The 17,224-nt window shown below is 64.2% G+C and carries 16 protein-coding genes and 1 pseudogene; 7 read left to right on the top strand and 10 right to left on the bottom strand.

The genetic code is table 11. The features are described from left to right. Window positions 1-46 precede the first annotated feature (46 nt). The 6 genes and pseudogenes from RJT37_RS03225 to RJT37_RS03200 form a co-directional block, all read right to left on the bottom strand. The gene (locus tag RJT37_RS03225) at window positions 47-850 is read right to left on the bottom strand and encodes a CPBP family glutamic-type intramembrane protease (RefSeq protein ID WP_313687751.1); all 804 of its coding nucleotides are present in this window, start codon (window positions 848-850) and stop codon (window positions 47-49) included. A 63-nt stretch (window positions 851-913) separates the two neighbouring features. Next, window positions 914-1,372 (bottom strand): universal stress protein, encoded by a 459-nt coding sequence (locus RJT37_RS03220; protein ID WP_313687749.1) that lies wholly within the window; start codon window positions 1,370-1,372, stop codon window positions 914-916. Between the two features lie 154 nt (window positions 1,373-1,526). Beyond that, on the bottom strand, window positions 1,527-1,892 hold the full coding sequence (glnK1, locus tag RJT37_RS03215) for a nitrogen regulatory protein GlnK1 (RefSeq protein ID WP_313687747.1): 366 nt from the start codon (window positions 1,890-1,892) through the stop codon (window positions 1,527-1,529). Window positions 1,893-2,050: 158 nt separating this feature from the next. Next, window positions 2,051-3,393: pseudogene (locus tag RJT37_RS03210) on the bottom strand (ammonium transporter); the annotation flags it as partial. A 344-nt stretch (window positions 3,394-3,737) separates the two neighbouring features. Continuing rightward, window positions 3,738-4,100 (bottom strand): nitrogen regulatory protein GlnK1, encoded by a 363-nt coding sequence (glnK1, locus tag RJT37_RS03205; protein WP_311170276.1) that lies wholly within the window; start codon window positions 4,098-4,100, stop codon window positions 3,738-3,740. After that, window positions 4,093-5,487, bottom strand: coding sequence for an ammonium transporter (locus RJT37_RS03200; RefSeq protein WP_313687744.1), 1,395 nt, complete (start codon window positions 5,485-5,487; stop codon window positions 4,093-4,095). The genes glnK1 (RJT37_RS03205) and RJT37_RS03200 overlap by 8 nt, the downstream gene beginning before the upstream one ends. 388 nt (window positions 5,488-5,875) lie before the next feature. Between RJT37_RS03200 and RJT37_RS03195 the strand changes: the two genes are divergently transcribed. Continuing rightward, window positions 5,876-7,117, top strand: coding sequence for an RNA-guided endonuclease InsQ/TnpB family protein (locus tag RJT37_RS03195; RefSeq protein WP_313687742.1), 1,242 nt, complete (start codon window positions 5,876-5,878; stop codon window positions 7,115-7,117). 167 nt (window positions 7,118-7,284) lie between these two features. Here RJT37_RS03195 and hemB read toward each other — a convergent pair whose 3' ends face one another. Continuing rightward, entirely contained in the window at window positions 7,285-8,265 is a 981-nt protein-coding gene (hemB, locus tag RJT37_RS03190) for a porphobilinogen synthase (protein WP_313687740.1), read from the bottom strand. Between the two features lie 93 nt (window positions 8,266-8,358). On the opposite strand from hemB, the gene RJT37_RS03185 reads away from it, so the two are divergent. The 3 genes from RJT37_RS03185 to RJT37_RS03175 all read left to right on the top strand — a co-directional run bounded on the left by RJT37_RS03185 (window position 8,359) and on the right by RJT37_RS03175 (window position 10,012). Next, entirely contained in the window at window positions 8,359-8,883 is a 525-nt protein-coding gene (locus RJT37_RS03185; protein ID WP_313687738.1) for a DedA family protein, read from the top strand. Window positions 8,884-9,028: 145 nt separating this feature from the next. Continuing rightward, window positions 9,029-9,655 carry an Sjogren's syndrome/scleroderma autoantigen 1 family protein gene (locus RJT37_RS03180; RefSeq protein ID WP_313687737.1) on the top strand — a complete coding sequence of 209 codons (627 nt, stop codon included), beginning with the start codon at window positions 9,029-9,031 and terminating at the stop codon, window positions 9,653-9,655. 126 nt (window positions 9,656-9,781) lie between these two features. Then, window positions 9,782-10,012, top strand: a complete 231-nt coding sequence (locus tag RJT37_RS03175) for a CDGSH iron-sulfur domain-containing protein (RefSeq protein WP_311170271.1) — start codon at window positions 9,782-9,784, stop codon at window positions 10,010-10,012. Between the two features lie 103 nt (window positions 10,013-10,115). Here the strand turns inward: RJT37_RS03175 and RJT37_RS03170 are convergent, their stop codons facing one another. Beyond that, window positions 10,116-10,985 carry a S26 family signal peptidase gene (locus tag RJT37_RS03170; protein WP_313687734.1) on the bottom strand — a complete coding sequence of 290 codons (870 nt, stop codon included), beginning with the start codon at window positions 10,983-10,985 and terminating at the stop codon, window positions 10,116-10,118. Between the two features lie 143 nt (window positions 10,986-11,128). Between RJT37_RS03170 and RJT37_RS03165 the strand changes: the two genes are divergently transcribed. After that, window positions 11,129-13,000, top strand: a complete 1,872-nt coding sequence (locus RJT37_RS03165; RefSeq protein ID WP_313687733.1) for a DNA-directed DNA polymerase II small subunit — start codon at window positions 11,129-11,131, stop codon at window positions 12,998-13,000. 127 nt (window positions 13,001-13,127) lie between these two features. On the opposite strand, the gene RJT37_RS03160 is transcribed toward RJT37_RS03165, so the two are convergent. Both RJT37_RS03160 and RJT37_RS03155 read right to left on the bottom strand, forming a co-directional pair. Continuing rightward, window positions 13,128-14,285 carry a two-component system sensor histidine kinase NtrB gene (locus RJT37_RS03160; protein WP_313687731.1) on the bottom strand — a complete coding sequence of 386 codons (1,158 nt, stop codon included), beginning with the start codon at window positions 14,283-14,285 and terminating at the stop codon, window positions 13,128-13,130. A gap of 757 nt (window positions 14,286-15,042) precedes the next feature. Beyond that, a complete protein-coding gene (locus RJT37_RS03155; protein WP_313687730.1) occupies window positions 15,043-15,483 on the bottom strand; it encodes a hypothetical protein in 441 nt (146 codons plus the stop codon). 202 nt (window positions 15,484-15,685) lie between these two features. Here RJT37_RS03155 and RJT37_RS03150 point away from each other — a divergent pair, with 202 nt between their 5' ends. Together RJT37_RS03150 and RJT37_RS03145 are read left to right on the top strand one after the other, a co-directional pair. Then, on the top strand, window positions 15,686-16,864 hold the full coding sequence (locus RJT37_RS03150; protein ID WP_313687728.1) for an aspartate kinase: 1,179 nt from the start codon (window positions 15,686-15,688) through the stop codon (window positions 16,862-16,864). Between the two features lie 97 nt (window positions 16,865-16,961). After that, complete coding sequence (locus RJT37_RS03145) at window positions 16,962-17,198, top strand: hypothetical protein (protein ID WP_313687726.1); 237 nt, start codon at window positions 16,962-16,964, stop codon at window positions 17,196-17,198. Window positions 17,199-17,224: the final 26 nt, after the last annotated feature.

Genomic DNA, 17,224 nt, shown 5'->3' with positions numbered 1-17,224 from the left:
TCGCTTCGTCCGACGGTGCCCTCCTCGCGGCGGCGAGACCCGGCAGTCACTCCTCCCGGAGCCACTGTATCGCGGCCGAGGGTTCGCGTTCGTCGCCTGCATCTGTGCCGTCCTCCTCATCGCCTGTGTCCCCGACATCGCCGTCTGCTTCCGACGCGAACCGATCGGCCAGAAGCAGTCCGACAGCGTCGTTCAGGGCGTGGATCGCGATCAACACCGGAAGCGACCGAAAGGTGAGATACAAAAGCGTCATCACGAGCGCAGGCTGGGCGATCCGGAGGACGGCCTCGCGGTCCCAGGTCTCTCCGGCGTGGCCGAGGGTGAACGCGACGAACGCGACACCGCCGGCGAACGGGAGACTGCCGGTGAGTGCGACGAGGCGCTCGATGCCGTAGCCGTGAAAGGCTGTCTCCTCGGTCGCGCCCGCGGTGAAGGCGACAAACAACCGCTCAGGAGTCGAGAGTGACGTGAACGCGCCGAGGCCCGCCGCGAGACTCTCGCCGCCGTCGCCGACGCGACGCCACAGTGGCGCCGAGACGAGATTCACTCCGAGCGTGATCCCGAGTCCGATCGCCACCTGCGCGAGAAACCGCGGCGGCGAATCGAAGTGCCATCCGATCGACGCGAGGGAGTTCCCCTCGGCGGCGACGACGACCACGAGCACGGCCGGGATAGCCCACTTCCAGACGTGCTCCCGGAGGTCCGAGGCGGGGTGTGGTCGACCCTGACGCCGGGAGCGCGTCCGAATTCGATCGATGGACGCCGAAGCGGCGGCTCTGAGGCGATCGAGCGCCGTGAATCCCCCGAGCGCGACCACGAGCCCGAGGGCGGTGACCGGCGTCAGTTCCACACTCCCAGTGCCGGGAGCGCCGGTCTTTGCTCTTTCTCTCTGTGGAGTGGTGAGAGCCGAGAATCACTCGGTCCGGACGAACGTCACCGGGCAGGGGGCGTTCAAAAGCACTTCCTGGGCGGTCGACCCGAAGAGCGCCTTCCCCGTCGGCGAGCGTTTCCGGCCGCCGACCACAACGAGGTCAGCGCCGAGTTCCTCGGCCGCCTCGACGACCTTCTTGCCCTCCTCGTTTTTCTCGCTGACGCGGCCGTGCCACGTGGAGTCGACGCCGGCGTCGTCGATCGCGCTGCCGAGTTTCCGGATCGACAGGTGGCGCTTTACGACCTCGTCGGGGGAGACTTCGTCGTCGGGGTCGAACTCGAGTTGCTCTCGGACCTGATCGTACTCCTCGCGCTCGAATACGTGTACCAGTCTGACTATCGCGTCCGCCGGTGCCGCGAGATCGATCGCCGTCGAGGTGACCGCCTCCAGGCGGTCCTCGTCGTCGGTTCCGACCGCAACTAACACAGTATCAATGGCCATATCGGTCCATTCTCGCCGACAGTATTTAAAATCAGTACATACTTACTCGGATTCGAGTACCTGTGGTGCGAACGAGCCGCCGGCCTCCCCGGTGCAGCGGAGCCCTTTGGAGCGACGATACGACGATCGACTGGAACGTCGTCAGGGTTCGACGCTACACCGCGTCGGGACCGGTCTTGCCGGTACGGATCTGGCGAGCGGATTCGACCGGGAGGACGAACACTTTGCCGTCGCCCTTCTCGCCTGTGTGTGCCGCGTCGGCGATCGCGTCGACCACGTCCTCGGCGGGTGTGTCGGCGACGACGCATTCGATCTTCACCTTCTGGTGGAGATCGACCGTGTACTCCTCGCCGCGCCACTGGCCCTTCTTCGCCGGCTGTGAGCCCCGCCCCGAGACGTTCGTCACAGTCAGCGACGGCGCGCCAGCCGCCGCCAGTCCCTGTTTCACGTCCGAGAGTTTGTCGGGACGGATGTACGCCATCACCAGTTTGATCTCGTCGTTCGACTGCGTGTCACTCATAGATTCGTCTCCCGGTCGGTCGGGGTGTCAGTTTCGGTCTCAGTGCTGTCAGTATCGCGGCCCGAGCGGTCAGTATCGCGGCCCGAGCGGTCAGTATCGCGGCCCGAGCGGTCAGTATCGTGGCCCGAGCGCACAGAGTCGTCCGTGGGCGCGTAGGCGCCGCCGTCCGAGCGGACGAATCCGCCGTCGACGCGGGCGCGGGACTCGTCCGGACTGCCGAACTCGGGATACGTGTCGACGCCGTGTTCCGACGTGTCGAGCCCCTCGATCTCGTGTTCGCGGGAGACACGGGCCTGGCCCGTAGCGCGGAATGCGCCGAAGACAAGCGCCGTCGCGGCGAACGTCCAAAGCGAGATGACGACGACGCCCACGACCTGGGGGATCACGAGGGAGACGAACGACGCGTTGCCGTTCCAGACGGCCGTCGCGACGAACGGGTACGCGAGCGCCCCGAGGATGCCCGCCGAGCCGTGGACGGGGAAGACCGCACACACGTCGTCGATGTGGAGGCGCTTCTCGACGAACTCGAACACGACTGGGAGCTGAGCGCCGGCAAGCAGGCCGACCGCGATGGCCCCGGGCCAGACGATTGCGTCGGCGATCGAGGTGATCCCGACGAGGCCGGCCAGCACGCCGTTGGCGACGTAGAGCGTGTCGACCTTGCCCGTCTTCGACAGCGCGACGGCCGCAGCGCGATCGCGCCCGCGGCCATCCCGAGGGTCGTCACCAGCGCGACCCGCCCGACCGTCTCGAAGGAGCCGAGCACGATCTCGCCCGACTCCGCCAGCGCCAGCGGCGACGCCGACGTCCCGACGTTGAATCCGTACCAGCCGAACGCCAGGATGAGCGTCCCGAGAACGGCGAACGTCATCGAGTGCCCGGGGATGACGTTCGCGGAGCCGTCCTCGTTGAAGCGGTTCACGCGCGGGCCGATGATCCACGCCGCGGTCAGGCCGGCGATGCCGCCCATCGCGTGGACGATGACACCCCCGGCGAAGTCATAGAAGCCCAGGGCGTCGAGGAAGCCGCCGCCCCAGGTAAAGCCGACGACGACCGGGTAGATGACCGCCGCCAGGAGAATCGTATACCCCACGTACGCGCGGAGTTTCGCGCGGCCGGCGACGGCGCCGGAGACGATCGTCGCCGCCGTCATCGCAAACACCGCGCCGAACAGCCAGGAGACCCACGCGGTGGCAGATCCCGCTGCGGGCGCGTACAGATCCATAAACGCGCCGACGACGGAGTAGGAGCCGCCGCCGGTCATCCCGCCGACGATCGTCGAGATGGCTGCGCCGACGAGGAAGAAGACGATCACGCCGACGCTCCAGGTCAGCAGGTTCTTCGTCAACTGGTTTGCGACGTTCTTCGAGCGGACCTGCCCCGCTTCGAGCATCGCGAACCCGGCGTGCATAAAGAAGATCAGGAACGTCACCGTCAGCACCCAGATCATATTGACGCCCTCGACGACGGCGCCGAGATCCGACTGCAGTAGAGTGTTCAGCATACGGTCCTCCTCGACGCTGGTGCAAAAGTGTGGCTTGGACAGTCGTACATTGTTTGTGCTGTTTCAGGCAGATTCGTTATTCGAATCCTGGATCATCATACCGATCCAAGTGATTATAACCATTACTGTTTATATTTTAAAATAATACGTGTTCTAATAGACGAGCGTCAAAACTACTATCGAATAAAAGGAGTATAAGGACGTTATTTCGGCAGCGATGAAACAAATGTTGCCGAAGTTCCGTACGAATGTGAACGGGACGAACGCGAAGAATCGAAGCGAGGAGCGGTCGACGCGCGAGCGAGTCGGCGGCCCCTACACCGCGTCGGGGCCGGTCTTGCTTACACCGCGTCGGGACCGGTCTTCCCCGTCCGGATCTGGCGGGCGGACTCGACCGGGAGGACGAACACCTTGCCGTCGCCCGGTTCGCCGGTCTGGGCGCCGTCCTGAATCGCGTCGACGACGTCCTGGGCCGGGATGTCGGCGACGACACACTCGATCTTCACCTTCTGGTGAAGGTCGACCGTGTACTCCTCGCCGCGCCACTGGCCCGTTTTCGCGGGCTGTGAGCCGCGTCCGGAGACGTTCGTCACCGTCAGCGACGGCGCACCGGCCTCCACGAGCGATTGCTTGACGTCCGAGAGTTTGTCCGGACGAATGAACGCCATCACGAGCTTCATCGACCGATCTTCGGAGTCACTCATCGTCGATCACCTCCGTGTCGTCAGCGGGGACTCCGCCGTCAGTGCGGACGTTGCCGCCGTCGGTACGCACACTGCCGCCGTCGGCGGCGACGCCGCCCTCACGGCGGTTGTCGGGAACGAACTCGGGGTACACCGAGACGCCGTGTTCGCCCTCGTCGAGTCCCTCGGTCTCCTCTTCTTCGGTCACGCGGAGGTCGACCACCGCACTGATCGCGTACAGGGCGATCGCCGACGCGACGATCGTCCACAGCGCGATGACCACGACGCCGATGACCTGCAGCGCGAACTGGTTGACCGCGAAGCCACCGACCGCGAAGATCGGGATCAGCGCCGTGCCGACCGCCCCGGCGACGCCGTGGACGGCGAAGACGCCACAGACGTCGTCGACCTTCAGCGTGTCGACGGTGAAGCGGAAGGCCGGCAGCACCAGGAAGCCGCCGAGGCCGCCGAGCAGCGCACCGCCCCACCAGGTGACGTGCGGCACGGCACCGGTCACGGCAACGAGCCCCGCCAGGAGGCCGTTCGCGGTCCAGAGCGGGTCGGGCTTGCCCTGGTAGCGCGCGGAGGTGAGCATCGCCATCGCACCGCCGGCGCTCATTCCGAGCGTCGTCACCAGCGCGACCCGACCGAGCGCCGCGCCCATGAAGGTGAGGCTCCCGTCCTCGACGGCGAGGATCGTCGCCTGCGTGCCGACGTTGAAGCCGTACCAGCCGAACGCCAGGATGAACGTCCCGAGGACGGCGAGCAGCATCGAGTGCCCGGGAATGGGCTGGCTGTTGCCGTTCGCGTCGTAGCGGTCCTTGCGAGCGCCGACGAGTTTCGCCGCAACGAGGCCGGCGATCCCGCCGCACATGTGGACGACCGTCGCCCCGGCGAAGTCGAGGTAGCCCGCGCCGAGCGCGCTCCCGATGAAGCCGCCCGCCGAGAGCAGGCCGCCCCCCCACGTGAACCCGACGACGACGGGGTAGATTATCGCCGTCATCAGGATCGTAAAGAGCACGTACGCGTCGAAGTTCATCCGCTCGGCGACGGCGCCGGAGACGATCGTCGCGGCCGTCATCGCGAACACCGCGCCGAACAGCCAGCCGATCCAGGCGGTCGGATCACTGATGTGTGCGAAGGCCCCGGAGATGCCGCCGCCGGAGGTCAGCCCGCCGACGACACCGACGACGCCCGCGCCGACGACGAAGTAGATGATCGTCCCGAGGAACCAGTCGCTCATATTCTTCATCAGCACGTTCCCGACGTTCTTCGCCCGGACCTGCCCCGACTCCAGAAGGGCAAAGCCCGGCTGCATGAAGAAGATCAGGAACGTCACCGTCAGGACCCACACGTTGTTGATCCCGTTTGCGACGACCGTCGGATCGAGTTGTAGCGGAGTTACCATTTCCCTCCCTCCGTTGGCAAACAATTGTCCAGCGATGCCCCGAATTTGGTGTGGTTCGTAGTGTAACTCACGTTGAACGCTCAAGAGGAGGTAGTATATAAAGTTTGGAGTTAAAAATATCCAAAATACCTATGATTGGGTAGACGTTCGTATAATTTGGGCAATAATATAATGTATATAAGGTTCGGCTTCGTTGGCTTCGCGCCAGTTTTCTGTCCCGCTTCTGGACGAACGTTCAGGCAAATGCTGCCATATTCCCGGAATTAGCGCGTGCGCGGCGATTTTATCAGCGGACAAGGCGAATACCCCGAGGCTTGACCTCGGGGATGAAGCCGACGACTCGTGATACAAACGATTAAATCAATACGTTCCTAATCGAGAGACAGCGATGGAACACAGTCACCGCTACCACGCCTACCCAAAAGGAGAGGTAGCGGAGGGACTGGAACACCATCTAGATATTCATCGCCAACTCTACAACCACGTCCGCTGGGACTACGAACAAGCCCCAGAGGACGATAAGCCGAGTGAGTACGACCAGAACAACAAACTCCCTGAGTGGAAACGCAAGTGGCCCGTATTCAGTGAACTTCACTCGAAGGCCGCCCAAGCCACCGTTGCACGCTTCCATCGAAACCTCTCGAATCTTCGCAAGAAGAAAGAGAAGGGGTACAACGTTGGTCGGCTCAAACGGCAAGCACCCACCGACTACCGAAGCGTGACGTACAACCAGTCCGGTTTCGACCTCGATGAAAAGAGGGGGCGCGACAAGTATGCGTACGTCCGCTTCAGCAAAATTGGCTGGGTGAAGATTCGTTACCACCGTCCGATTCCCGGCCACGCCACCATCAAAGAGGTCACGGTCAAGAAAGAACGGACCGGCGAGTGGTTCGTCACATTTGGTCTGGAAACTGATGAGGCTGACCTGCCCGAGAAACCCGACGTAGACTCGCTGGACGCGAGCAACAGCGTCGGTATCGACCTCGGAATACTCAACTACATCCACACGAGCGACGGTCACACTGTGGATTGGCTCGACCTCGAAGACGACTACGAACGACTTCGAGGAGAACAACGCAAACTCTCACGGAAAGAGAAGGGGTCGAGCAACTACGAGAAACAACGTCTGAAGGTCGCCAAGGTCAAACGCCACATCAAGCGGAAGGTGCTGGACTACCAGCACAAGATTACGACGTGGCTCGTCCGCGAGTACGACGCCGTGTTCGTGGAAGACTTGGACGTGAAGGGGATGCTCGAACAGTCGCATAACGCTCGGAACAAGCAGGATGCGGCGTGGCGACAATTCATCACCCTCCTGGAATACAAAGCAGACCTGTACGGTTGTCACGTCGTACAGGTCGAAGCACGAGGCACGACCAAGGAGTGTGCGTCGTGTGGTGTGGAGACGGCAAAGCCCATCTGGGTGCGGGAACACTCCTGTCCGTCGTGCGGATTCGAGACGGATAGAGATGCGAACGCGACGATGAATGTGTTGCAGAGAGGCTTTTCTGAACTAGGGCTGGGATGGCCCGAAGACACGCCCGTGGAGACTGTGACCGCTACGGACACGACTCACTTCGAGTCCGTGTCTGCAAGTCACGTCGTAGAAACGGGAAGCCTCGGGGCTTGACCCCAAGGCGATTCACTACCGTGATTCAAACAAACAGATTGCAGCCGCTGCCTGGCTACCGCGACTCGTCACACTGGACGGACTGCAGACCGAGTGCCTCTCCCGGCGGAGACCGCAACCCGAGTTCCTGATCCGACCAGAGCGGTCTGCCGACGTCCACGTGTCGATCAGAGTTGGGGAGCGAGATCCTCGGCGAAGTAGGTGATGATGAGATCCGCCCCGGCGCGTTTCATCGCGAGTAGCGACTCGTGGGCGGCGGCGTCGAGGTCGAGCCATCCCTTCTCGGCGGCGGCGTGGAGCATCGCGTACTCGCCGGAGACGTTGTACGCCGCGACGGGGTGGTCGAACTCCGAGCGCACCGCACTGACGACATCGAGGTACGCAAGCGCGGGCTTGACCATCAGCACGTCGGCGCCCTGTTCGACGTCGAGAGCGACCTCTCGGAGCGCCTCCCGGCCGTTTCCGGGGTCCATCTGGTAGTGGCGGCGGTCGCCGAACGCCGGCGCACCGTCGGCGGCGTCGCGGAACGGCCCGTAGAAGGCGCTCTCGTACTTCGCCGCGTAGGACATAATCGGGACGTCCGCGAAGCCCGCGCTGTCGAGTCCCTCGCGGATCGCGCCGACCATCCCGTCGGTCATCGAACTCGGCGCGACCATATCGGCGCCCGCCTCCGCGTGGGAGACGGCGGTCTTCGCGAGCAGCTCCAGCGTCTCGTCGTTCCGGACGGTCAGCGTCGGGTCGGCCTCGGCGTCCGGTTCGAGGACGCCGCAGTGGCCGTGGTCGGTGTACTCACAGAGACAGACGTCCGTAATCACGTACGCGTCCGTCTCGTCTTTGATACGCCGGACTGCCTCCTGGACAACGCCGTCCGGCGCCCACGCGCGGGATCCGCGTTCGTCCTTCGATTCTGGGATGCCGAACACCATCACGGCCTCGACGCCCGTCTCGCGTACCTCTGCGACGCGCTCGGCCGCTTCTTCGAGCGGGACGCGCACCTGGCCGGGCATCGAACCGATCGGGACGCGTTCGTCCGTGGTCGCGTCGACGAACACCGGCGCAACGAGATCCTGCGCGCGCAATGCGGTCTCGCTGACGAGCGGTCTGATCCCGTCGCGTCGGAGTCGCCGCGGGCGGTGGGTGAGGTCCATACCGGACGTTCACGGCGGGTGGAAAAAATCGCATCGGAGTCGACAGCATCCGGAGCGAAAGGGGTTTGTGCGATTCGGCGGTAGTTTGGGGCAATGCAGCCGCACGCGGTCGCCCTCCAACTCGACGCGATGCCCCCGCGTTTGCTCGCGCTCTTAGAGTCCGAGTGGACCTTCCTCGCGCTCTTCGGCGTCTTCGTTCTCGAAGGAGCGATGCTGATGTACTTTATGCCGAGCGAACTCATCGTTCCCGGCTCGCTGCTGCTTCTCGGCACCGACGCGCTTGTTCCGGTGCTCGGTGTCGCCGTCCTCGGGGCGACGGTCGGGCAGTACGCGCTGTTCAAAGTGGCCAAACGCGGCGGCCGTCAGTACCTCCTCTCGCGGTCGTGGTTCCGCATCGACGAGTCGAAACTCGACCGCTTCGACGGCTGGTTCGAGCGGTGGGGACCGATCGTCGTCCCCGTCAGCAACGCCTTGCTTTTCACCCGCGGGATGTTGACCGTGCCGGCGGGCTTTGCCGATATGGACGATCGGCAGTTCCTCGTGCTGTCGGCGGCCGGCACGCTCGTCTTCGAGGTCGCACTCGCCGCGCTCTATCTCTACGCAGGGACGCTTTTGTAGGGGCGTCGTCATCATCGAGAACGCTGCGGTAAGATATCGTCGCCGTAGAGAGCGCTGCTGTAGAACGTCGTCGCCGGAACGTCGCGTCACGACAGCCAGTGGCCCGTCCGGAGGGTTTTTCGAGACAGGTCGCCTGTATCGAGGTGTGAGCGACTTCGACGAGGAAGCGGAGCGGAAGCGACTGCGCGAGAAGTACGAAAAGGACGAAGAGCAGCGCAAGGAGACCCAGCAGATGAGCGAACTGCTGCTGAAGGGCGCGACGATGACAAACAGCCACTGCGGGGAGTGCGGATCGCCCATCTTCCGCTACGAGGGACAGGAGTTCTGTCCGACCTGCCAGCGCGCTGCGGGAGCGGCGGGCGCCGACGGGGCCGGGACCGAAGCGGCCGCGGCGGCAAACGGAGCGGACGAGACCGGAGAGACACCGTCGACACCTGCGGGCGGGGCGAGCACTCCGGCAACGGGCGCCGAATCAAAGCCGGACGAATCGGAGCCCAGGTCGTCCAGCGTCGCCACCGAGTCGACGCCCTCGACCGATCGACAGCCCGCTCCGGGGCCGACGGCGACCGACCGAACGGCGGCGGAAACGGGGCGCGGGAACGAGCCTACAGCCGACACCCCGAACAGCGCGACCGCACGAGAGTCCCTCCTGCGGGCGCTGACGCGGCACGCGCAGTTGGCCGAGGAGACTGACGAGCCGCGACGGGCGGCCGATCATCTCGCCGCCGCGCGGGAAGCCGCCGAGGCGCTCGACGCCCTCGGCGGGTCCTAGCCCGCCGACGGAACTTGCCGTACTCGATCGGTCGTCGTCCCGCCGTAACTCCACCGTCGACGCCCTCGGCCCAGTAACACCGGTGTTGCCTGGAATATATACCCCTGGCGTCCGCTATGCGAGATGATGGCACGCGAAATTACTCACGAGGAGCAGGGACCGACCACGATCGACCCCGACGACCACGACGGCGACATCTACGTCTGTCAGTGTGGTCTCTCCGACAACAAGCCGTTCTGCGACGGCTCACACAACGCCACCGCAGACGAGGAAGACGGTGTCACGTACAAATACGAGAACGACGACAGCGACGGCCCACGTCACGCTATCGCGTCGATCGAGTACGAAGACGAGTAGCGGCGGACAGTCTGCGGAGGCTCACGAGGACTGTCGGCGTTGTTCAATACCCATCGCAGCACCGTATTTCGCGATAGGCGGTAACGGACGACAACAGGCGGTCTCAGGCTGCGAATATCCCGGCCAGCTGCAGCCGAACGTAGCCGAGGTACGGGATCCGGAGGCGAGCAGTGCCGCGGATCCACTCGGTTCTGACAGGGCCCGCGATCCCGCTGGCCTGATCGTACCGGGTGTTGGCGTCGCCTTTCGTGATGAAACCGTCCGTAGGTGCGGGACAGTTCGAGAGCGCCGCGCAGTCGTCTGCGCTCATATACTGGGGGTTCGCCCGGTCGTACCAGTTTTCGCCCTCCTCGACGTAGAAGTGTGCCCGATGGATGATCGGCGAACCGGCGCGGTCGGGCGGATCGTAGATCACCACCGAGCCGTTGCCGCCGAAACTCCGGTATCCCCGGTCGGTGCCGACCTCGACCGTGACGATTCCGGTGTCGTTGACGGCGTAGTCGGGAGAAAAGCGGTGCGGCTCGGTCACGAAGACGAGGTCGCCGCGGTGCATCTCCGGCTCCATACTCCCGCTTTCGACGGCGACCATCGGGGGCCAGACGCCGCTGATCGCAAACAGCAGGAGTCCGACAGCGAGGACGGCCATCGCGCTGTAGAGCGTCTCGCGTATGTACAGAAGCGGTCCGCTCCGGGCCGTTCGGAACCGCGTGATGAAGCCCACCTCGGGGTCCCTCGCCCGACTCCCGGGTTCGGGGCGCGGGCGGGTCGAGCGCCGCCGTGACTGGGCGACGCCGGGTGGTACGTCGGACTGGTCGTCGTGACTCGGGGTGTCGCCTGCGCCGCGGTCCGGAGCGTCTGCAGGAGTGTCGGAGTCCGTTCGATCGTCGTCGGTCGATCCGTCGCCGGGTGACTCCTCGGTCGACGCGTCGTCACGACGATGGGGCGTGTCCCTCCCGCCCGCTTCGTCCGTCATCTACCCGACGTTCGCCGTCGGCGTGTTTCAGCGTGTCGGTCGTCCCCCCGCGCCGCGTTCTCGCTCTCGGCCATCTCCACGCGGACGCGTGCCGACCCGACCGCGGTCAGTACGCTTTTCTTCCGGTGTCTCTTTCGGCCGGTGTGCCTCTGGAGACGCCGGTTCGGATCGTGGCCGCACTTGCCGAGCGCGGCTACAACGCCGAGCGGGAGGCAGTGACGCTCATCGCCGCCGCCGATGCCCCCGCAGTCGCGCTCGACCGGATCGTCGACCACGTCGACGACGACGCGCTCCGCATCACCACCGCCGACGTCCGCGCGGCACTGGACGGCTCGGGACCCACAGTCGCACCGACCGAGGGGACGGACGCGCCGCCGGACCCGAATTCGACACGCGATCCGGCCGACCCGGAAGAGTCGGAATCGTCCGATTCACACCCCGTCGTTTCGGCTGGAGATGACGAAGAGGATCGGGATACGTCCGGTGGTTCACTCAAAAAAGATGTTGCAGATGAAATGAAGGGGGTGGGCGAGACAGATACTGATAAGTCGGCCTCGTCGTCATCGACGAAGGAGAACAGCCAGCACGACGGCGCCGCCTCCGGCGGTGACAGTCGGTCCCCTGAGCGCGACGGCGCGGCCGCTGCGGACACCGCAACCGAGGACGCCACCCGTGAGGGCGCTGACCGGGCTGGTGGCCCCTCCGCCGCGGGGGACGGGTCGGATCCGGCCGAGGCCACAACAGCAAACGGCGGCTCATCCGCTCCCGCATCCGATACCGCCCGCGCTACCAGAACCAGCGATCCCTCCCTCCGGTCACTCGAAGTGACCGGCGACGTGACCGGGCAGAGCACCGGAACCGGGGAGTACTCGGACTTCGTGACGGTATTCCGGGACCGCTACGAGAAGCTCTCGAAACAGCTCCGCGGACGGGTGAACCACCGACCCGCGGAGGCCATCCAGTCGATGAGCGGCGGGACGGACGCGGCGATGATCGGACTGGTCAACGACATCCGGTCGACGAAGAGCGGCCACTGGCTCGTGGAACTGGAGGATACCACCGGGACGTTCCCCTGTCTGGTGATGAAAGACCGCGAGATCGCAGACCTCGTCGACGAACTCCTCTTAGACGAGTGTGTCGCCGTCGAGGGGACGCTGGCGGACGATTCAGGCATTATGTTTGTCGACGCGATGTACTTCCCCGACGTTCCCCGGACGTACACGCCCAACACGGCGGACAGACACGTGCAGGCGGCGCTCGTCTCCGACATCCACGTCGGCAGCGAGGAGTTCGTCGCCGACGCCTGGACGCGCTTTGCGGAGTGGCTCCACACCGAGGAAGCCCAGCACGTCGAGTATCTGCTGATCGCCGGAGACATGGTCGAGGGCGTCGGCGTCTATCCGGGTCAGGACGAGGAACTCGACATCGTCGACATCTACGAGCAGTACGAGGCCTTCGCCGAGCACCTCAAGGAGGTCCCTGGCGACCTTGAGATTCTGATGATCCCGGGCAACCACGACGCCGTTCGGCTCGCGGAGCCACAGCCGGGATTCGACGAGACGCTCCGGGAGATTATGTCGGCCCACGACGCCCGCATCACCGGGAACCCCTCGCTTGTGACAGTCGAGGGCGTGCAGATCCAGATGTACCACGGCGTCTCCCTGGACGAAGTGATCGCCGAACTGCCGGAGGCGAAGGCGAGTTACGGCGACCCCCACAGGGCGATGTACCAACTGCTGAAGAAGCGCCACGTCGCCCCGCAGTTCGGCGGGAAGACGCGCCTCGCACCCGAGAAGAAGGACTATCTTGTGATGGAGGAAGTCCCGGACGTGTTCCACACCGGCCACGTCCACAAACTCGGCTGGGGGAAGTACCACAACGTCCTCGCGGTCAACTCCGGGTGTTGGCAGGCCCAGACCGACTTCCAGAAGTCGGTCAACATCGATCCCGACGTCGGGTATGCGCCGATTCTCGATCTCGACACCTTAGAGATGACCGTCCGGAAATTCGTGTGATCCTTCGGCCGCTTGGGCGAGTTACGTCGGCAGCGTCTGTCGATAGCTCATACTGATTACTCTCACTTTTCGCCGAGCGCTACCCCGGTTGACCGTGCTCGGCGCGAAGAGACGAGAGGAATCGGTATCAGTCCCCGACGAGTTCGACGCCGGTAATCTCGAATCGTGCGCCGCCAGTCTCCCGCTCCGGGACGGTCAGATCCCATCCGTGGCTCTCGACGATCTCCGTGACGATACTGAGACCGAGTCCGGTTCCGTCTGTCTTCGTCGAGAATCCGTCTTCGAGGATCGAATCACGCACGTCTTCGGGGATTCCCGTCCCGTCGTCCTCGACGTAGAATCCGTTCTCCAACTCCCCGATAGTGACCGTCACGCTTTCGTCTCCGTGTTCGACGGCGTCCTCCCGAGCCTGCGAGTGAGGGCTCGTCGAGCCGTGTTCGACGGCGTCCCCGTGAGCGTCCGAACGGGGGCTCGTCGAGCCGTGTTCGACGGCGTCCCCGTGAGCGTCCGAACGGGGGCTCGTCGAGCCGTGTTCGACGGCGTTCCGGAAGAGGTTCTCCAGAACCTGCTGGAGCTTGGTTGCATCGGCCGTGATTATCTGGTCGGTTTCGACCTCGAGAGTCGACGACTCTGTGGCGACGTTCTGCCAACAGCTCGTGGCCAGTTCGCGAAGGTCGACAGCGTCCACCTGTAGTTTGCTCTCTCCCTCCCGCGCCAAGGTCAAAATGTCCTCAATCAACTCGTCCATCCTGTCGGCCGCGCGAGCGATGGTATCGAGTCGATCGCTCTCGGATTCCGCTCGGGCGAGTTCGACGTTCCCCTCGATGACGTTGAGAGGGTTCCGGAGGTCGTGGGAGATGATACTGACGAGTCGGCTCAGGCGATCCTGTTCCCGCCTGAGGTGCTCTTCGTACTCCTTGCGTTGCGTGATATCACGCAGGGTCACGACGTACCCGTCTATCGAAGGGATTCGCTGTGTCACTCCTCTGGATTCGAGCCACACCCACGATCCGTCTTTGTGACGGAACCGAAATTCGGCAGTGACTATTTTATCATCCGAGGCGTTGATGGCCTCCGAAAACTTCTCGAGAACCCGTCGTTCGTCATCTGGGTGAACGTACTCGAACACGCGGTTCCCAGTACGCTCCTCCGGGTCGTATCCGGTAACGCGCTGCACAGCCTTGTTTTCGTACTGGATGACGCCGGACTCATCAACGATAATTAATATGTCGGTAGAATGTTCGATAAGTTCCCGATAAGCCTCGAGAGAAAGGTCCTCACTCATTGTATGTTGGGTTAGCTCCGGAAGCAGTATGATATTAATGAAACTATCCACTTTTTGATTGGCAGCACAGAAAGGAGGACAGCCCACCTTCGCAGGGGGCTAATTGGGCGAAACATCGACAATCTGGCCTTGCGTATTCGGAGAAAGTTTGTCGCGGAGGCTGGCGCTGAGCAAGGTTATTGACCCTACCGGCCGCTCCCCGAGTATGGTCGCGAGGATCTCCGAGCAGTTCGATGACCACTTCTGGAGCGCCATTCGAATCCGAAGAGCGGCTGGAGGCGCGTCCTATCGGGCGCAATCATCGCCTACGCCCCCTATCGTCGCAACTGGCGCCTGTTCGGTGCCGCGTTGGCGTGGACAGCCATCAATCCGTTTCTGTTCTTGCCGCCGGAAACCGAGGACGCCTGAATGACTCGCGCAGTTCTCGCAGAGCGGTGGTGGATTCGGGAAGAGACGAACCGGACAGTCGGGCTCAGGTACCCGAACATCTGTAACACGGGTGGTGCGCTCGGGTTCGTCTACGCGCTGTACGCCGCGTGGCGACAGTCACCGAAACACGCGACGCTCGGCGTCTTGATCAGCGTTGGTCTGATACTGATTACTCTCGTCTCTTCCCGCCGAGCGCCGTCGACGGGGGTGGCGCTCCGCGGGAGTGAGAGTAACCATTGTGAAAATCTGGTGGCTCGGGGTGTTGATCGAGCAGCACACCCGGCGATCGGAGTGAGAACGGTTCGCTCACGCTCCCGGCGCGTCTCGCCTACTCACGGGGGCGGAATCGATACCGCGTCGTCGGCTCGCCCTGGAACTCGGGCCCCGGACCGACGGGGTCGAACCCGGCCGCTTCGGCCGCCGTCTCGGCATCGACGTCGGACTCCGGGACGACGAACTCCACGTCGAACCCCTCGTTGAGCGCAAAGCGGATCGGTTCCGCGAGGAGTCGCTCCGCGACGGTGGCGTCGCCCGCGAGCTGTGTCACGTGGACCGTCCCGTTTCTGACGTCGAAGGCGACGAACCCGTGGACGGTCTCGGCGTCGTCCCCGGCGGTATCGGCGTTCGGTCCCGGATCGGACGGCCGCTCGACCGCGAGACGCACCGTCCGGTCGTGGACGACGTTCCGAAGCGCGTCCGCAGGGAGGTCCACGATGGCGCCGAGGGTTTCGGCGTCGGCCTCGACCGCATCCCGGACGTCTACGTCCATATCTCAGTATTTGGCCGAGGGAACTTAAAAGGCCGACGCGTATTCCGGACGGAACGCCCGCAGGAGCGAGCGGTACGGGTCGAATTGCGGGTGGGAATCCGCGGGAGCGGGAGACAAGATTTTACATTACCCCCGCGCAATCTCCGGCTATGTCAGAGCACCGCTCGCAGTTCGTATCTGTCATCCGACAGGAGGATCGATCGTGCGTGTAGTCGCGAAGTTCGGGGGCACCTCCCTGGGCAGCGGGGACCGCATCAACCGCGCCGCGGACTCGATCGCCGCTGCGGTCGAAGAGGGCCACGAAATCGCCGTCGTCGCCTCCGCGATGGGGAACACGACGGACAAGCTCTTAGAGGAGATCGAGTTCGAGGCCGAGGACCGGGATCGGGCGGAGATCGTCTCGATGGGCGAACGAACCAGCGTCCGGATGTTGAAGGCCGCACTCGCCGCGCGCGGCGTCAATTCGATTTTCGTGGAGCCAGGCAGCGACGAGTGGCCGGTCATCGCCAACGAGCTCGGCGAGGTCGACGTCGAGGAGACGAAGCGTCGTGCGGCCACGCTCGCAGCCGATCTCGACAACACCGTTCCGGTGATCACGGGCTTTCTCTCGCAGAACCACGACGGCGAGATCACCACGCTCGGCCGCGGCGGGTCAGACACGACCGCCGTGATGCTCGGCCGGTACATAGACGCCGACGAGGTCGTCATCGTGACCGACGTCGAGGGCGTGATGACGGGCGACCCACGCGTGGTCGAAGGCGCGCGCAACGTCGGGCGGATCACAGTCGACGAACTCCGCAACCTCTCGTTCCGCGGCGCGGAGGTGGTCGCGCCCTCGGCACTATCCTACAAGAACGACGAACTCGACGTCCGCGTCGTCCACTACCAGCACGGCGACCTGCTCACCGGCGGCACGCTGATCGAGGGCGAGTTCCAGAACCTGATCGATATGCAGGAGGACCCACTCGCGTGTGTCACCGTCGCCGGGCGCTCGCTGCGGAACAGCCCAGGAATCCTCGCGGACCTCTCGCAGGCGCTCCGGGAAGCAGAGATCAACATCGACGCGGTGGCCTCCGGGATGGACTCAGTGACGTTCTACATCAGCGAGGACAACGCTGCGGAGGCCGAGAACCTGCTGCACTCGAAGGTCGTCAACGATCAGACGCTGTCGTCTGTCACCGTCGACGACGACATCGCGGTCATCCGCGTGACGGGCGGCGAACTGCCGAACCGCCCCGGCGTCATCCTCGACATCGTCGAGCCGATCTCGGCGGCCGGCATCAACATCCACGACGTCATCACCTCCGCGACCTCGGTGGCGATCTTCGTCGCGTGGGACGACCGCGAGGAGACCCTCGAAATCGTCCAAAACGAGTTCTGAGGCGGCCGCGTGATCGGGAGGATCGAGCCGTCGAAGCGGGGAGTCGACGAAACCAAAGGCGTAACCGCGTCGCCGCACTCCGACAGAGGGAGATCAGATGAGTGTACTCGACTCCTTCGGCGCGCTGCTCAGTAGTGTCATCGCAGCAGTCGTGATGCTGGCCTTCGCCGTCCTCAGCTTCTTCATCACGGTGTTTATCGTACAGGTGGGTGCCGGCCTGGCGGGCTACTCGCCCAGCGGGGACTTCGTGGTCCTCTCCGCAGCGCTTCTGGCGACGGGAGCGATCGTCGCCGGTGCGACCCCACTGACCGGATTGAGCGGGATCAGCGGGTAATCGCGCGTCAACTGACTGGAAGTCTC

It is taken from the genome of Halobellus marinus (genome assembly GCF_032113415.1).
Lineage (GTDB): Archaea > Halobacteriota > Halobacteria > Halobacteriales > Haloferacaceae > Haloquadratum > Haloquadratum marinus.
This window is presented reverse-complemented; position numbering and strand designations above follow the sequence as displayed.